The sequence below is a fragment of the Streptomyces sp. NPDC060209 genome, from assembly GCF_042728155.1.
Classification (GTDB): Bacteria; Actinomycetota; Actinomycetes; order Streptomycetales; family Streptomycetaceae; genus Streptomyces.
On sequence record NZ_JBHWZS010000065.1, the window covers coordinates 1 to 17,386 of the forward strand.

A 17,386-nucleotide genomic window follows, 5' to 3' on the forward strand; every position below is an offset into this window, starting at 1 on the left:
GGCCACATCGGCCCGTCCGGCGGACGGCATTACGGCGTGATTTCCTGGACGGCGCTACTTCTTGGCCTTCTTCGGCTTCGCGGGCCCGGTGAACTCCTCGTACGCGGCCACGACCTCCTCGGCCGGGCCGTCCATCCGCAGGGTGCCCGCCTCCAGCCAGATCGCCCGGTCGCAGGTCTCGGTGATCGACCTGTTGCTGTGGCTGACCAGGAACACCGTGCCGGCCTCCTCGCGGAGCTCCATGATCCGGTCCTTGCTGCGCCGCTGGAACTTCGCGTCGCCGGTGGACAGCGCCTCGTCGATCAGCAGGACGTCATGACTCTTGGCGGCCGCGATGGAGAAGCGCAGCCTGGCCCCCATGCCGGAGGAGTAGGTCCGCATGGGCAGGGTGATGAAGTCGCCCTTCTCGTTGATGCCGGAGAAGTCGACGATGTCCTGGTAGCGCTCGCGGATCTGCTCACGCGTCATGCCCATGGCCAGGCCGCCGAGCACGACGTTGCGCTCCCCGGTCAGGTCGCTCATCAGGGCGGCGTTCACACCGAGCAGCGAGGGCTGGCCCTGGGTGTGGACCCGCCCCTTCGACGGGGGCAGCAGCCCCGCGATCGCCTTGAGGAGCGTCGACTTCCCGGATCCGTTGGAGCCGATCAGGCCGATGGCCTCGCCCTTGTACGCGGCGAAGCTGACGCCCTTCACGGCGTGCACCTGGCGTGCGCCCCGCGGTTGCCGGCGCGACACGATCCGGTTCAGGGCGGAGGTGGCGCTGCCCCTTCCGGTGCGGGCGCCGTTCACCGTGTAGGTGATGTGGACGTCGTCGACGACGACGGTGGGTACACGGGTATCGAGGGTGTCAGCCACGTCCGTACCTCTCCTCGGCCTTCCAGAAGTACACGAAACCGCCGATGCCGCAGACGAGCGCCCAGCCCGTCGCGACGGCCCATACGTGCGGGGGCAGCTGCGCGCCGGTGAAGCTGTCGATCAGGGCGTAGCGCATCAGGTCGATGTAGACGGCCGCCGGGTTGCACTCCAGCGCGAGCAGGACGAGCCGCGGAACCCGGTCGGCGGTGAGCAGCGTGTCGAGGCTCCACATGACGCCCGACGCGTACATCCAGGTGCGCAGGATGAAGGGTGTCAGCTGGGCGATGTCGGGGGTCTTGGCCGCCAGCCGGGCCATGACCATCGAGATGCCGGTGTTGAACAGGGCCTGCAGGGCGAGCGCGGGGACCGCCAGCAGCCAGGACGGCTGCGGGTACTGGCCGAACGCGAGGAGGATCAGGAACAGTGCGCCCAGGGAGAACAGCAGCTGCTGGAGCTGCTGGATGGCCAGGGCGATCGGCAGGGACGCACGGGGGAAGTGCAGCGCCCGGACGAGTCCGGTGTTGCCGCTGATGGCCCGGGTGCCGGCCGTGATCGAGCTGGCGGTGAAGGTCCAGATGAAGACGCCGGTGACGAGGAAGGGCACGTAGTCGGGGACTCCGTGCTTGGTGTTCATCAGGACGCCGAAGATGAAGTAGTAGACCGTCGCGTTGAGCAGCGGGGTCATGATCTGCCAGATCTGGCCGAGCTTCGCCTGGCTGTACTGCGCGGTCAGCTTGGCCGTCGCGAAGGCGGTGATGAAGTGCCTGCGCCCCCAGAGCTGCCGGACGTACGCACCGAGTGTCGGCCGGGCCCCGCTGACGGTCAGCCCGTGCCGGGCGGCGAGCGCGGCCAGCTCGCCGGGTTCGTACACGGGGAGGAGGGCGGGAGATGCGGTGTCCACCGGGGCCGGCGGGGCTGCTGTCTGGCTCACCACGATCGCTTTCGACGGGGGGCGGGGAATCAGGGTCGGACAGATCCGGATCGATGGGACGGCACCGTATCGTCGCAACGTCGACAGTAGGACGTTTGTACGTCGCAACGCAACCGTTTCGTCGTTACGGTCTATCATTCGGGCCATGACCACCGAACGGCGAACCGGGCGCCGCACCCCGGCAGGTGCCGCGGTGCTGCGCGAGGACGTCACCGACGCGATCCGCGGCGCCGTCTTCGAGGAGCTGGCCGCCGTGGGATTCGCGCGGATGTCGATCGAGGGCATCGCCCGCCGTGCGGGGGTGGGCAAGACCGCCGTCTACCGGCGCTGGAAGTCCAAGCTGCATCTCGTCCTGGACCTGGTCGCGGCGGTCGCCGCGCAGGGCATGCCCGCGCCCGCGACGGGGTCGCTGTACGGGGACGTTCGCGCCGTCCTGGAACTGGCCGCGTACGCCCTTCGTCACCCCGTGGCCTCGCAGGTGATCCCTGACCTGCTGGTCGAGGCGGCCCGCAACCCGGAGATCTCCGACGCCATCAAGGCCGCCCTGCTCGACCAGCAGCAGGGAGTTGCCGCCGTGGTCGTACGGGCGGCGGTGGCGCGCGGCGAACTGCCCGAGGGCAGCGATCCCGACCGGGCGCTGGACCTCATCGTCGGACCGCTCTACTGGCGCCTCGTCGTGGTGCGCGGCGGCCTGCCCAAGGGATATCTCGACGACCTCGCGGCATCGGCGGTCCGCGCGCTCAAGGCCTGACGGAACGAGGGCCGACGGGGCTCGGGCCGACGGGGCTCGGGGGTCCGGGCACCCCGTCGAGCAGCCGGTCCGCGACGCGGCGGGCCGCGTGGCCGTCAACAGGGCCGCAGTGGTCCCGCCGGAAGCTCTCGTACGCCTCCGCGTGAAGGCCCGCCGAAGCCGGTGCGGCCCGCAGGGCCTGAGCCACCTCCTGGGTGGTGACGAGCAGCGGACCGGGGGCCCGGGTCTCGAAGTCCAGGCAGAAGCCGCGCACGGTGTCCCTGTAGTGCTCCAGGTCGTAGGTGTGGAAGAGCATCGGACGGCCGGTGTGCGCGAAGCCGAACGCCAGGCCCGAGTAGTCGGTGACCAGCACATCGGAGATCAGCAGGAGCTCGGTGGCGTCCGGGTGCGTGGACACATCACGCAGGGCGTCGTGCGCCGGCACGCTGCCCGTCACCCGCGGATGCCTGCGGACCAGCACGGTGGTGCGGCCGTCCAGCGAGCGTGCCAGCGCGGGCAGGTCGAGCGCGGGGTCCCAGCGGTACAGCGGCGAGGAGCCGTCGGGAACACCGGCCGGCGCGTGCGCGAGATGGTCGCGGTACGTCGGCGCGTACAGCACCACACGGTGGCCGTCAGGGATGTCCAGCAGGCGGCGTACCCGTTCGGCCGTCCTGTCCCGGCCGGGAGCGAACAGCAGGTCGTCGGCCGGCGAACCCGCCTCCAGCACCTCGCCCCGGTAGGCGAGGGCGCGGCGGAGATGCGGAGTGGCGAAGGCGCTGGGGGAGACCAGGACCGACCACTGGGCGGAGCGGTGCGCCAGCGTGGCGAGGTACTGATGATCGGCGTACAGGGTGCCGGTGAGGTCCAGGCCGAACCGGCCGAGAGGGGACCCGTGCCAGGTCTGTACGACCGTCTGGTCCGGGCGGCGCTCGAACCACGCGGGCAGCTGGCCGGCCGCGACGATCCGGCGGGCCCGCGCCAGCGCCTCGTACCAGGCGGTGCTGCGCGCCAGGACAGGGACGGCGGTGGGCGGGACGCGGGACGTGGCGCCCGCGGATCCGTCGGTGACCCAGAGGTGCTCGGCATCCGTGCTCCGGCGCACGAGCTCGGCGTGCACGGCGCGCGGGGAGCCGTCTCCGATGTAGAGCACGGCGTCCCGCAGCGGCAGCCTGCGCTGCGCCGGGTAGTGCGCCGTCCGCAGACGGCCCTGGCGGTAAGCGCTCCGCTCGGCGTCGTCGAGCGCCGGCGCGCAGTGCACGGTCAGACGGTCGCCGTGACGGCGGTCCAGGCGGAATCCGGTCCCGGCGGTGCTCAGCGGCAGGAGGGCGGCGAGCGCCGCCCCCACGCGCACGGGCCGGCCGCCCAGGAACACCTCCCAGTCGCCTTCGCGCGGAGGCCGGGCGAGCACGGCGGCGAAGCGGTCCTCCTGCTGCCCGAAGGGTTCCTGACGTCCGGCGGGCTCCAGCCACTCGGCGGGCTCCAGCCGTGAGACGGGGACGGTCACCGTCTCACCGAGGGTGCTGTGCCGCAGTTCGAGTGCGCCGGCCCCGCTCCCGTCGATGCGCAGCCCGCCGCCCGGAGCGGGTCCGGCACGGTCCACGCGCGGTTCTCCGGACATGTCCACCACCAGGTTGCCCGCCGCGTCCGCGAAGACGGGCGGCGGTAGGTCCGGCGCCGCGGCGAGCGGCACGCGGACGCCGTCGGTCAGGAGCGCCGCCCGCCACCGGCCCCCGGCCCCCGGGGCGGGCTCGTGAGGAGCGCCGGGCCCCGGGGTGGGCTCGGCGGCGAGCGCCGCGAGCGGGAGCCGCACGCCGAAGCCGTCCCCGTCGTCGAACCGCATGGGGCAGACATGCTCCGAGGCTCCGTCGCGGGTGAGCACGAGGGCGGTCGGCCGGGCGCTCCCGTACAGCCGGCCGGTCAGCTCCAGGGTGTCCGGCCCGCGGTCGTGGCCGGTGGCCACCGCGGGCAGCCGGGTCACGGACAGCTCCAGCCGCCCGTCCCGGTAACCGAGCACCGCGCGCCGCCCCCCGCCCAGGTCGCGCACCAGAGGCTGCGCGGCGGCCGCCTCCACCGCGCGCAGCGCCGCCCGCCGTACGACGCCGTGTCCTGCCACCACCACGCCCACCAGCCAGTTGCCCGGCCCGAGCCGTCCAGGGTCGAGGACCATCTCGAAGCCCGCGTAGTCGTAACGGTGCAGTTCCTGGCCGGAGTCGGCGGTGGCCCGGTCGGTCCGGACCGTGCGCACCTGCACGGCCCGCATCCGTCTGCCCGCCGCTTCCCGCACCAGGCCGGCCTTCAGCGACTGCCGGGCCGTCCGGGCCGGGAGATTGCGGATGTACGCGTATCCGCGCAGCCGCAGTGTGCCGTCTTCGTCCCACGACGTCTCCACCAGCCGTGCCACGGCGGGCAGATCACCCTTGCCGAGGCGGGCCGAGACGCTCCCGGCGTCCGGGACCCCGGGGTAGACGGAGCGTCGCCGGCCCGGGAGGCCCTCGACGGCGAACGTGCCCGTCCCGTTGGCCCGTTCGAAGTCCAGGACGGCCAGCAGTTCGTCGGCCCTGCGCTCCCGTACCAGCTGCCATCGGAGGCGTGCCTCGGCAGGGAGCCCGGCCAGGGCCGCGTCGCCCGCCCGGTCGACGAAGGCGCCCGCGTCCGTCATGAACGCGGAACGGTAGGCGGGTCCGCCCATCGGCAGCCCCTCCAGGAAGTACACGAAGTCGTCGCGCAGGCACGAGGCGTCGTAGCGCAGCCGCTGCCCGGCGCCGCGGTCCGCGAGGAAGGCGCTGACCTGTTCACAGGCGGCGATCCGGTCCCGCACGCCCCGCACGTCTGTACGCCGCCGGGTGATCGACCCCTCCCGCACCCGCCAGTGGTAGACGTGCTCGTGCAGCACGTCCACCGCCCCGGCGAGGTAGTGCGCGGGGATCATCACCGGGGTGTCCTCGTAGAGCTTGCCCACCGGGAAGGAGAAGGCGTGCCGGTCCCAGAACGAACGCCGGAACACCTTGTTCCAGGCGACGCGGTCGGCCAGCAGCCGGGCGTCGCGGGTGATGTGGGTGCGGGGGCGGTCGGCTGTCAGCCAGCGGTACTGCCAGGCCTGCTGCCTGCCCTGCTCGTTGAGCCGCCACACATTGCCCGTCACCAGGTCCGAGCCGGTCGACTCCAGGGACGCCACCATCCGTTCGTACGCGTCGGGGACGAGGACGTCGTCGCTGTCGGCGAACGCCAGGTACGGGACGCCGGGGGCGGTGTGGGCGATCCCCGTGTTGCGGGCCGCGCTCAGGCCCGCGTTGGGCTGGTGGACGCAGCGGAAGCGGTCGTCCCCGGCGGCGAAGTCCTCCGCGATGCGGCGGCTTCCATCCGTCGAGCCGTCGTCGACGAGCACCACCTCGATGTCCTTCAGGGACTGTCCGGCCAGCGAGGCGAGGCACTCCTCCAGGTAGTCCTCGACGTTGTGCACCGGGACGACGACGCTGAGGAGTGGCTTCATGTACGGCTCAACCCGGGGGAGCGCCCAGGGTCACGCCGTTGACCCGAACGGGTGAAGATCACTGGGGCGGACCGCGAGGTCCCCATTACGCTCGGCTGCCATGCTCCTCAGTGTCGTCGTGCCCGCCCACCGTGTTCAGGGCTACCTGAGGGCGGCCCTGGAGTCCGTGACCGGGCAGTCGCCGCCTGCGGACGACGGGCCGGCGGACCGGGAGCTGATCGTCGTCGGCGCGCCCGATTGCGGGCTGGACCTCGCCATCGCACGGGAGTTCGCCGAGCGCGACGCCCGGGTGCGTGTGCTGGTCCTCGACCGCCCCTGGGACACGGGCGCGGCTCGCAACGCCGGCGCGGCGGCGGCGCGGGGGGCCTATCTGCTCTTCCTCGACGGGGACGACCTGCTCCTTCCCGGAGCGGTGGCGGAGATCTCCGCACGGCTGACGGGGGACAGGCCCGACGTGCTGCGACTGGGCCACGACCGGGTCGACTGGTGGGGCACGGTACAGCCGGGTGACGCCCTCCCGGCCGCCCGGAACCAGCTCTTCCGCCGCGCCTTCTGGGACGCCCACCGGCTCCGCTTCACCGAAGGCCCGTACGACGACGTCGTGCCCGTCCACCGTGCGGCCTTCCTCGCGTCCGACGCGGGCACCCTCGCCTCGCTCGACCGGCTCTGCGTACGCCACCGGCTGCGCCGCACCGGGACCTCCGCCACGGCACCGGGCCGCGCGCACTTCTCCGTCGTCGACGCGTACCAGCGGCTGACCGCCGAGACCGGCGGCGACCCGCGGATCCCGGCCGTGCGCACCGCGCACCTGGCCGCCGTGCTCGGCGACCCGGGCCGGATCGCCCCGGGCGACCGAGCCGCCTTCTTCCGGGCGGCGGGGCTCCCCGGCCGGTACACCGCGCACCGTGCCCGGGAAGCCGTCCGCGCCGGGCGTGTCCGGGCGCGAGCCGTCGCGCGCGCGGGCAGGAAGTCGCTGCGTGCCCGCGTGATGAGGGCCCTCTACCGCGCCGACCTCCACCGGCCGCTGGACCCCTGCCTCGCCGTCTACGGGGCCTACTGGAACAGGGGCGTCGCCTGCAATCCGGCAGCCGTCTACGCCAAGGCCCTCGAACTGGTCCCGCACATCCGGGGTGTCTGGGTCGTCTCCTCCCGCCACCGCGACAGGATGCCGCCCGGTGTGCCGTACGTCATCGAGGGCTCCCGCGCCTACTGGCGGACCATGGCCACCGCGACGTACCTGGTCAACAACTCCAGCTTCCCCGGCGGATTCACCAAACGGCCCGGCCAGACCTATCTCCAGACCCACCACGGGACCCCGCTGAAGACCATGGGCCTGGACCAGCTCCCGTACCCCGCCCTCACCGGAGGCGTCAGCTACGAACGGGTCGTCGCGCACACCGACCAGTGGGACTTCAGCCTCTCCGCCAACCCGCACAGCACCGAGGTCTGGGACCGGGTCTACCCCTCCTCGTACGAACAACTGCCGTACGGCTACCCGCGCAACGACATCCTGTGCACCGCCACGCCCGAGCAGGCAGGCAAGATCCGGGCGGAGCTCGGCATCGCGCCCGGATCGACCGTGCTGCTGTACGCGCCCACACACCGCGACTACCGCAGGGGCTTCGTCCCGAGGCTCGACCTGGAGCGTCTCACCCGAGAACTCGGCCCCGGCTGTGTGCTGCTGGTGCGCGCCCACTACTTCTACGGGCGCTCGGCCGGTACCGCGGCGGGGGGCCGGGTCGTCGACGTCACCGGCCACCCCTCCGTCGAAGAACTCTTCCTGGCCGCCGACGCGTTGATCACCGACTACTCGTCCCTGATGTTCGACTACGCCTGCCTGGACCGCCCGATCATCGCCTACGTCCCCGACTGGGACGCCTACCGCGCCGCTCGCGGTACCTACCTGGACCTGCTGTCCGGCCGCCCCGGTGACAGCCCCGGGGTGGTCGCCACCACGGAGGACGAACTGTTCGAGGTGCTGCGGAGCGGTGCCTGGAGGTCCCCGGAGGCGGACGCGCTGCGCGCCGCGTTCCGCAGCCGCTTCTGTCCGTACGACGACGGACGCGCGGCGGAGCGCGTGGTGCGGCGGGTCTTCCCGGTGCGTTCGAACTGAGCCTCGGGGTCACCCGTACGGGGCGATCCCTCCACAGCCCGCCGTCGTTGTGCTCAACAGCGCGCGCACACGGCAACGTTGGGAGTAGCTCATGCACCGGTCCGCCTACGAGCAGATGCAGCTCTGCATCCAGGAGTATCTGCCCAAGTCCCGCAGGCACCGCGTCGTGGACCTCGGCTCACGGATCTCCGGCAAGCAGACCCGCACCCATCGCGGGCTGCTGGCGGACCACGACATCGACTACCTCGGGGTCGATGTACTCGACGGCCCCAACGTCGACGCGGTCATGGCCCGGCCCTACCGGATCCCCGCGAAGTCACGGAGCGCCGATGTGGTGCTGTCCGGCCAGGCGTTCGAGCACATCCCCTTCTTCTGGGTGTCGATGATGGAGATCGCCCGGGTGCTCAAGCCCGGCGGCTACGCCTTCATCACCGCACCCTCGCGCGGGCACGCCCACGACGCGCAGGACTGCTGGCGCTACTACCCCGACGGCTTCCGCGCGATGGCCGCCCACTCCCGCCTGGAACTCTGCGAGGCGTACACGGACTTCCCGCCCGCCAAGGGCATCCGGCACGACTACGCCTCCATCGATTCCAAGGCCGCCTACTGGGGCGACTCGGTGGGAGTCTTCCGCCGGCCGCAGCCCCACCGGCGTCCGGTGACCCGGCTGAAGAACGGGCTGGCAGACCTCGCGGTGCGGGAGACGGCGGTGTGGTGGGCGAACCGGGCCGGCGGGGTGGACCGGGTGCCGTTGCCGCGCCCGCTGGACGGCCGGGAACGGTGCGGGCGGCCGGACAGCCGTACGGTCCCATCAACTACAGGTTGACGAAAGATGACATGAGCCGCAAAGCGCGCGTACTGTCCGGCCCCATGGCTTGGCGCAACGCCGTCAACGGCGTCCTTCAGCAATTCACCGGATACCAGCTCAGGCGTGCGACAGTGCCCGCTCCCCGCTCCGCCCCCGAGGCCGCGCAGGAGGCTGCGCAGCCCCCGGTCGCGGCGAAGCCGGCGGCGAAGAAGCCGCAGTTCCCGGCGGACTACGACGACGAGGCGAAGGACATCATCCGTGCGGTCAAGCCGTACACGATGACCTCTCCGGAACGGCTCAACGCCTTCGTCCTCGCGACCCGGCACGTCGTCAAGCACGACATCCCGGGAGACATCGTCGAGTGCGGCGTCTGGCGCGGCGGTTCCATGCAGGCCTGTGCCAGGACGCTGCTGTCGCTCGGCGAAACCGGCCGCGACCTCTACCTCTTCGACACGTACGAGGGCATGACCCCGCCCACCGAGGAGGACCTGCGGCGGGACGGCAGGCCGGCCCAGGAGCTGCTGGACGCCCAGGGCAAGGACCGGCCCATCTGGGCCGTGGCCTCCCTGGAGGACGTGCAGGCGGGGTTCGAGCAGGTTCCGTATCCGAAGGACCGCGTCCACTACGTACAGGGCAAGGTCGAGGACACCGTCCCGGAGCGGGCGCCGGAGCAGATCTCCATCCTCCGGCTGGACACCGACTGGTACGCGTCCACGAAGCACGAGCTCAAGCACCTGTACGGGCGCCTGGTGAGCGGCGGGGTGCTGCTGATCGACGACTACGGCTACTGGCAGGGATCGCGCCAGGCCGTGGACGAGTTCATGGAGGAGACCGGCGAGCAGCTCCTGCTGCTGCGCATGGACGAGGGCCGTATCGCCGTCAAACCCTGAACGGGAAGCCCCTGAGCGGGAAGCGCCCCGTTGTGAGCCCCGTGCCTCCCCGGCACGGGGCTCGTTCCATACAGAGGAAGTCCGTTCGTCCGTCCGGAAGGATCGTGCGCAGCGCCATGGCACCCCGTCTCACCGTCGTCGTCCCGCTCTACAACGTCGAGGAGTACCTCGGAGCCTGCCTGGACTCGCTCGCAGGGCAGACCATGGCCGACCTGGAAGTCGTCATGGTCGACGACGGTTCGACGGACGGCGGTGCCGATGTGGCACTGGAGTTCTCCCGGCGGGACCCGCGCTTCCGTCTGATCCGGCAGAAGAACGCCGGGCTCGGGGCGGCGCGCAACGCGGGGGCCGGACAGGCCCACCCGGAAGCCGAGTTCCTGACGTTCGTCGACAGCGACGACGTCGTCCCGCAGGGTGCCTTCGCCAGGATGCTCGGTGAACTCGAAGCCTCCGGGTCGGACTTCGCGACAGGCAATGTCCTCAGGCTCCGGGCGAACGGGGCGCTCGAACAGTCCCCGATGTTCCGCAGGCCGATGGAGAAGCCGCGCCGGGCCACCCACGTCACCCGCGACTGGATCCTGCTCGGCGACCGCATCGCGTGCAACAAGGTGTTCCGCAGGTCCTTCTGGGACCAGCACGCCTTCGCCTTCCCGACGGGTGTCCTGTACGAGGACATCGCCGTGGTCCTGCCGGCCCACTTCCTGGCCCGGAGCGTCGATGTCGTGGAGGAGCCGGTCTACCACTGGCGTGACCGCGACGGATCGATCACCACCCGGCGCGCGGTGGCCCGGGGCATCCGCGACCGGGTCACGGCGGTCTCCACGGTCAGCCGTTTCCTCGCGGACCGGGGCATGACGGAGGGGAAGCGGCGCTACGACGAACACGCGCTCTCCGGCGACCTGTGGCTGTTCATCGAGGCGCTCCCGGACGGCGACGAGAGCTTCCACGAGGCCTTCCTCACCCATGCCAACGCCTTCGCCGACACGGTCGAGCCCGCCGTCCTCGGCGCGCTGCCCCTGCATCTGCGGGTCAAGTGGCAGCTGATCCGGGAGCGCAGGACACCGGAGCTGCTCGCGCTCCTGGCCCACGAGTCCACGGACCGTGACACCTTCCACGTCCGGGGGCGGCTGCGGCAACGGGCCCAGTACCCGGGTGTCGACGCCCCCCTCCCGCGCAAGGTCACCGCGCTGTCCGCCGAGGACCTCCCCGTGCACGCGCACCTCACGGAAGCCGTGTGGCGGGACGGACTCCTGCACCTCAAGGGCTACGCGTACGTCCGCAACGCCCCGGGCGGATCGGCCGGGGCCGGCTGGCTGAGGTCGGGGCGCCGGCTGATTCCGCTCCGGCTGCGGAGGATGGTGACGGACGAGGCGGCGGCCGGATCGGGCCGCTCGCTGCACCGCTACGAACGGTCCGGCTTCGAGACCGTCGTCGACCCGCGCCGGTTGGTCACCAGGGGCACGGCGCGGGGTACCCGGACCCTGTGGAAGCTGGAGTCCGTCGTCGTCGGTGCGGGACGGCCGCGCCGGGGACCCATGCGGCTGCTCGGCAATCCGGCCGCGCCCGCCGTGCGTTACGTCGACGAGCGCACCCGGGTCGTCCCGCTGCTCTCCGGCAACAAGCTGGAGCTGCGCGCCGAGCGGGTCGACGCCGTACTCGCCGGCCACGGGCCGACGGAGGCCGGGGACGGCCTCCGGATCGCGGTCCGGGTGCTGGGAGGGGACGCGCCGACGGCTCTGAGGCTCCAGGAGTGGCGTACGAAGGAGACCCGCGAATTCCCCCTGGCCCCGGACGAGGGCACGGACGGCCGCACCGTCGTCGCCGAGGTTCCGCTGGTGACGTTCCGGGGCTCCGACGGCGACTGGGGTGTCCAGCTGACCGGCGGGACGCGCAGACTGACGGTCGCGGCCCGCCCGGAGACCGACGCCGCGCGGTATCCGCTGCCCGGCGGCCGTGAGGTCTACGCCGCCGCCAATCCCTCCGGGGACCTGGTGCTCACCGACCGGGACGTGCGGCCCGTCGTCACAGGCGTGTCGTGGTCGGACGGCACCGGCCTGGTCCTGGAGGGGACCTTCCCGTCGGTACGGGACCGTACCGACGAGCTCGTCCTGCGCCACAGCGGCCACCAGGAGGAGAACACCTTCGCCGTGGAGCGCACGGGCACCGGTTTCCGTGCGGCGCTGTCGCCCGGGGCCGTCGACGGGGCCGGGGGCGCTCTGCCGCTGGCCGAGGGCCGTTGGTACCCCTTCCTCCGGGAGCGGGGCGAGACCGACCCGGAGCGCTATCTCCCGCTGCGCGTGGTGCACCAGCTGCACGCCGGACTGCCGCTGCGGCACGAGTCGGGAGGGCGGTGCTTCACCCTGGAGAGGCGCTTCCACGACCGGCTCTCCCTGCGATCGGACAGCGCCCTCCCGCAGGCGGCCCGGGGGGCGTACGGGCAGCGCCTGCTGCGCGAGCGGTATGTGAGCCTGCGCGGCCGGGAGTTGCGGGACACCGTCCTGTACTCCAGCTTCGACGGGCGGCAGTATTCGGACTCGCCCCGCGCCGTCCACGAGGAACTGGCCCGACGCGGCACCGGCGTCGAGCACCTCTGGGTGGTCCGGGACCAGCAGGCCGCCGTGCCCGCCGGGGTGCGTGCCGTCGCACTGCACAGCGACGAGTGGCACGAGGCCCTGGCCCGGAGCCGGTGGATCGTCACCAACACCCAGCTGCCGGAGTGGTTCGAACGGGCGGACGGCCAGTTCGTCGTACAGACCTGGCACGGCACCCCGCTCAAGCGCATCGGCCGCGACCTGGCGGGCACCGCTCTCGCGGACACCGCGTACATGGAGTCGATGCCACGGCGTGCCGCCCAGTGGAGCGTGCTCGTCTCGCCGAACAGCTTCTCCACGCCCGTCCTGCGCCGCGCCTTCGGCCACACGGGCGAGGTGCTCGAGTGCGGGTACCCGCGCAACGACCTGCTGTACGCCCCCGACCGCGCGAAGGCCGCCGACGCCGTCCGGCAGTCGCTCTCCGTGCCCGACGGCAAGCGGGTCGTCCTGTACGCCCCCACCTGGCGCGAGGACCGGCCCAAGCACGGCGGCCGGTACGGACTCGATCTCCAACTGGACCTGGAACAGGCGCGGAAGGCACTCGGCGAGGACCACGTCCTGCTGGTCCGCCGCCACTACCTGGTCGGGGGGAGCGTCCCTGAGAGCGACTTCGTCCGTGACGTGTCGCGCCATCCCGACGTCGCCGAACTGATGCTGATCAGCGATGTGCTGGTCACGGACTACTCGTCCCTGATGTTCGACTTCGCGCAGACGGGCCGGCCGATGCTCTTCCACACCTACGACCTGGAGCACTACCGCGACACCCTGCGCGGCTTCTGCTTCGACTTCGAGAACCGGGCGCCCGGCCCGCTGATCAGCGACTCGGCAGCCGTCGTCGAGGCACTGCGCGACCCGGACGCCGCGACGGCGGACCACCGTGAGGCGTACGCGCGCTTCCGCGAGGCGTTCTGCGATCTGGACGACGGGACGGCGGCCGCCCAGGTCGTGGACCGGATGCTGAAGGGGGCGCAGGCATGAGCACGCCCGACTTCAGCTGTGTGGTCACCGCCGCGGAGGGCGGGGAGGAGGCACTGACGGCGTCCGTGGAGTCAGTGCTCGACCAGAGCCTGCGCGCCGTCGAGGCCCTCGTCGTCCTGCCCGCCGCCGCCCCCGCCGCCCTGCGCGCGTCGGCCGGATCGCTGGCCGGGCGCGCCCCGGACCGCGTCCGCGTGCTCGACCCCGGTACGGACTCCGTCGCGTCGCTGCGCAACGCCGGCCTGGACGCGGCGCGGGGCACGTACGTGCTCGTGCTCGACGTCGGCGAACGCCTCCAGCAGCACGCCTGCCGCAACCTCTGGGAGGCCGGGACGCGTACCCGCGCCGACCTGGTCGCCGGGCGCTGGAGCCGGCTCACCGGGGACGGGGCGAAGGAACGGGAACCCTCCTGGCAGCACCCGCTGTTCCTCCGCTCCCGCACCGTCGGCCGGTTCACCGAAGCCCCCGAACTGGCCGTGCGCGACGCCTTGGTGACCGGATTCTGCGTGCGGCGCGCGGCGTTGGAGCGGCACGCGCTGCGCTACGACGAGGACCTCACCCACAGCGGGATCCTGTTCGGCCCCCTGGTCGCGGCCGTCGTCGGCCGGATCGCACTCGTACGCCGCCGGATCGTCTCCGGGCGGGCCGTGCCCGACGCCGGACGGGACCTCGCCGGGCTCGTGGAGGCGCACCGGCGCGTGTGCCACGTGCTGGTCGCCCAGGGGCTGGCGGAACTGCGCGAGGAGCGGGACCGGGCCTTCCTGCTGGACCATCTCGTGCCGCTGGTGCGCACCTTCCCCGAGCTGCCCGCCGCCGGACGCGAACGGATCGCGGCGACGGCGGCCCGGGTGCTGCCCGGCTGCGTCCCGGAGCCGGTCCTGCTGACCCTGCCGCCCGTCGAGCGCGTCGGCGTCCGGCTGCTGGAGCGGGGCGACGCGGACGGGGCGCTCACCGCGGCGTACGCGCTGCGGCGGAGGGGAGCCGTGGCCGCGCCCCTCTCCATGGAGGACGACGGCCGGGTGTACTGGCCGGGCGGGCCCGATCCCGTGCTGGAGGTCACCGAACTCGGCCACCAGTACCGGCCGTTCGGCGAGCTGAAGCTGATGAACAGGCTCACCCGCTACGAGGCCCACGGCACCCGTGTCCTGCTCGCGGGCAGGCTCGTCCTGCCCTCACACACCGGCCCCGACCCGGACGGCCCCCTCACGGCCCATCTGGAGTTCCGCGTACGCGACGGCTCCCGCACCTTCCGTGCCCCGGTCGACACGCTGCGGCCCGACACCACCGGGATCAGCTGGTCGACCCGCGCCGATCCGACGCGTCTGGTGCGCCCCCTCGGTCCCCGCGACACCGTGTGGGACGTGCGGATGGTGGTGGAGGACGGCCGGACCCGCTCGGTGAGCGACCTCTTCGCCGCACACGACCTCGTCGGTCCGGCGGACCGTTCCCCCGCCCGGCCCCGGCTGGGCCGGACGGCAGGGGACACCTGGCAGCCCTACATCACGCTCCGGGACCACCTGGCGCTCCGGCTCGAAGCCCGCCACCGTCCCGCCCGCACGGCCCGCCGGCTGGTCCACTACGCCACGCACTTCCGTCCCGCCCGCCGGGCCAGGCTGCTGCTCCGCGCTCTGGGCAGGCGTCGCGACAGGCTGCACGCCAGGGGCTTCAAGGTCTCGGTCTACCGCTCCTGGCTGCTCCGGCTGCCCGTGCGCAAGGGCTCCGTGGTCTTCGAGAGCCACATGGGCACCTGCTACGGAGACAGCCCCCGAGCCGTCCACGAGGAAGTGCGCGCCCGGGGGCTCCGGCTGCGCTGCGTATGGGCGTACGCCGATTCCCCGGCCGGCTTCCCCACGGACGCCAGGCTCGTGCGCCGCTGGTCCTGGCGCTATCTGTGGGCCCTGGCCAGGGCGGAGTACTGGGTCGACAACCAGGGGTTCCCGCAGAACCTCGACAAGCCCTCCGGCACGGCCTATCTCCAGACCTGGCACGGTTCGGCGTACAAACGCATGGGCTTCGACGAGACCCGGGTGCGCCTGCAGAACGCCCCGCAGCGCGAACGGCTCCAGCAGGCCGTGGACCGCTTCGACCACTTCCTCGTACGGTCCGAGCACGACGAGCGCACGCTGGCCCGCGCCTACCGGCTGCCCGAGAGGACGCTGCTGCGCACCGGATACCCCCGTAACGACGCCCTGCTCGCCGCCCGTGCCAGGGACGAGGCCGAGGGGCGGCTGCCGCGCCCGGCGCTCGCGGCCGAGCTCGGTCTGCCCGACCACCGCAAGGTCGTGCTGTACGCGCCGACCTTCCGGGGCGGTCCGGGCAGGCGCAAGCGGCAGCGGCTCCTGCTGGACGCGGCGCGCTTCGCGGAACGCTTCGGCGACACCTACACCCTGCTCGTGCGGGCGCACTACCTGGAGGCGGCGAGCCTCCCCGCCTGCCCGCCCGGCACAGTCGTGGACGTCTCGCGCCACCACGACGTCAGCGAACTGCTCGCGCTCACCGACGTCCTGGTCACGGACTACTCGTCGATCATGTTCGACTACGCCCTCCTGGACCGCCCGATCGTCCTCTTCGCCCCGGATCTCGACGCCTACGCCGCCGAGCGGGGCAGCTACTTCGACCTGCGGGAGAAGGCGCCGGGACCGGTGGCGGCGACCGAGGAGGAGCTCTTCGCCGTGCTGGCCCGGCTGAAGACCGCGGACACCGGCTTCCAGGACGAACGCGCCGCCTTCGTCGCCGAGTTCGGGAGCTACGACCGCGGGGACGCGGCCCGCGCGGTCGTCGACACCGTGTTCGCCCGGCATACCGTTCCGTCCCGCACCGTCCGTACCGGGGAGGCCGGCCGATGAGCCGCAGCCGTGATGTCTTCATCGTCTCCAACAGCACCGACGAACTCGGCGGTGTGACCGGCTGGATGCACCGGACCGCCCAGTTGTTCCAGGAGGCGGGCCACCGGGTGCACACCGTCGGCATCCATGCTTCCGAGCGGAAGATGGTCCTGCCCGAGCCGCCCGGCTACCCGGTGACCGCCCTGTACCCGGCGCATCCTCCGACGCCCTGGGAGCCCAAGGGCCTGCGGGACCGCTTCCGGATCGCCGCCCGGCGTGCCGAGGCCGACCGTGCTGCCCGGAAGCGCCGCGCCGTCGCACGGCTCTCGGAGATCTTCCGGGCGGCCCGGCCCGGAGGGGTGGTGATCGTCAGCCAGGTCTGGGCCATGGAGTGGGTCGGCGAGGCGGACACCGGAGATCTGCGGGTCATCGGGATGAGCCACGAGTCCTACGACTACTCCCGGGCGAGCCACCGCTACCGATGGATCAAGAACCACTACCCGCCGCTCGACCACTGGCTCGTCCTCACGGAGGAGGACGCCGACAAGTGGGCGGGTGACGGGATGAACAACGTGGGTTTCATGCCCAACGCCCTGGCCGCGCTGCCCGCTGTGCCCTCCCCGCGCCGCGAGCGGTCGGTCGCGAGCATCGGCCGGCTCACCGACCAGAAGGGCATCGACATGCTCCTGGACACCTGGGCGCTGGTGGCTCCGCAGCGCCCCGGCTGGCGGCTGGACGTCTACGGTACGGGTGAGGACGAGGCGGACCTCAGGGCGCAGTGCACCGGCCTGGGACTCGACTCCTCGGTCGGCTGGCGGGGGCGCACGGACGACGTTCCCGGTGCGCTCGCCTCTTCCTCCGTCTTCGTCCAGTCCTCACGCGGCGAAGGCTTCCCGCTCGCGCTGCTGGAGGCCATGGCGAGCGGCGTGCCGTGTGCGGCGTTCGACTGCGCCCCGGGCGTACGGGAGATCGTGCGGGACGGCGAGGACGGGCTGCTCGCGCCCGCCGGTGACATCGGCGCGCTCGCCGACCGGCTGCTCCGGCTCACAGGCAACCCCCGGATGCGGGACGCGATGGGGGACCGGGCGCGCACCAATGTCCAGCGGTTCTCCGAGGCCGGGATCATGGGCCGCTGGGAAGAGCTGTTCGCCCTCCTGGAGCGCTGAACGGCCCCTGGC

Annotated in this window: 10 protein-coding genes; 7 read left to right on the forward strand and 3 right to left on the reverse strand. The window is 72.5% G+C overall.

Translation table 11 applies throughout. The features are described 5' to 3' along the window. Window positions 1–54: 54 nt before the first annotated feature. Both ACFWFI_RS15325 and ACFWFI_RS15330 read right to left on the reverse strand, forming a co-directional pair. The gene (locus ACFWFI_RS15325; RefSeq protein WP_387389655.1) at window positions 55–855 is read right to left on the reverse strand and encodes an ABC transporter ATP-binding protein; all 801 of its coding nucleotides are present in this window, start codon (window positions 853–855) and stop codon (window positions 55–57) included. Next, the gene (locus ACFWFI_RS15330; RefSeq protein ID WP_387389656.1) at window positions 848–1,789 is read right to left on the reverse strand and encodes an ABC transporter permease; all 942 of its coding nucleotides are present in this window, start codon (window positions 1,787–1,789) and stop codon (window positions 848–850) included. The genes ACFWFI_RS15325 and ACFWFI_RS15330 overlap by 8 nt, the downstream gene beginning before the upstream one ends. A 142-nt stretch (window positions 1,790–1,931) precedes the next feature. Here ACFWFI_RS15330 and ACFWFI_RS15335 point away from each other — a divergent pair, with 142 nt between their 5' ends. After that, a complete protein-coding gene (locus ACFWFI_RS15335) occupies window positions 1,932–2,537 on the forward strand; it encodes a TetR/AcrR family transcriptional regulator (protein ID WP_387389658.1) in 606 nt (201 codons plus the stop codon). Here ACFWFI_RS15335 and ACFWFI_RS15340 read toward each other — a convergent pair. Then, a complete protein-coding gene (locus ACFWFI_RS15340; RefSeq protein ID WP_387389660.1) occupies window positions 2,527–6,006 on the reverse strand; it encodes a bifunctional glycosyltransferase/CDP-glycerol:glycerophosphate glycerophosphotransferase in 3,480 nt (1,159 codons plus the stop codon). The genes ACFWFI_RS15335 and ACFWFI_RS15340 overlap by 11 nt on opposite strands. Window positions 6,007–6,106: 100 nt before the next feature. Between ACFWFI_RS15340 and ACFWFI_RS15345 the strand changes: the two genes are divergently transcribed. The 6 genes from ACFWFI_RS15345 (at window position 6,107) to ACFWFI_RS15370 (ending at window position 17,374) form a co-directional block, all read left to right on the forward strand. After that, entirely contained in the window at window positions 6,107–8,119 is a 2,013-nt protein-coding gene (locus ACFWFI_RS15345) for a bifunctional glycosyltransferase/CDP-glycerol:glycerophosphate glycerophosphotransferase (RefSeq protein WP_387389663.1), read from the forward strand. 91 nt (window positions 8,120–8,210) lie between these two features. Then, window positions 8,211–8,945 (forward strand): methyltransferase domain-containing protein, encoded by a 735-nt coding sequence (locus ACFWFI_RS15350; protein ID WP_387389666.1) that lies wholly within the window; start codon window positions 8,211–8,213, stop codon window positions 8,943–8,945. A gap of 11 nt (window positions 8,946–8,956) precedes the next feature. Further along, on the forward strand, window positions 8,957–9,817 hold the full coding sequence (locus ACFWFI_RS15355) for a TylF/MycF/NovP-related O-methyltransferase (protein WP_387389668.1): 861 nt from the start codon (window positions 8,957–8,959) through the stop codon (window positions 9,815–9,817). 116 nt (window positions 9,818–9,933) lie between these two features. After that, complete coding sequence (locus ACFWFI_RS15360) at window positions 9,934–13,386, forward strand: bifunctional glycosyltransferase/CDP-glycerol:glycerophosphate glycerophosphotransferase (RefSeq protein WP_387389670.1); 3,453 nt, start codon at window positions 9,934–9,936, stop codon at window positions 13,384–13,386. Next, entirely contained in the window at window positions 13,383–16,229 is a 2,847-nt protein-coding gene (locus ACFWFI_RS15365) for a CDP-glycerol glycerophosphotransferase family protein (protein WP_387389673.1), read from the forward strand. Before ACFWFI_RS15360 ends, ACFWFI_RS15365 begins: the two co-directional genes overlap by 4 nt. Beyond that, complete coding sequence (locus ACFWFI_RS15370; RefSeq protein ID WP_387389676.1) at window positions 16,226–17,374, forward strand: glycosyltransferase; 1,149 nt, start codon at window positions 16,226–16,228, stop codon at window positions 17,372–17,374. Before ACFWFI_RS15365 ends, ACFWFI_RS15370 begins: the two co-directional genes overlap by 4 nt. The last annotated feature ends 12 nt before the right edge of the window (window positions 17,375–17,386 follow it).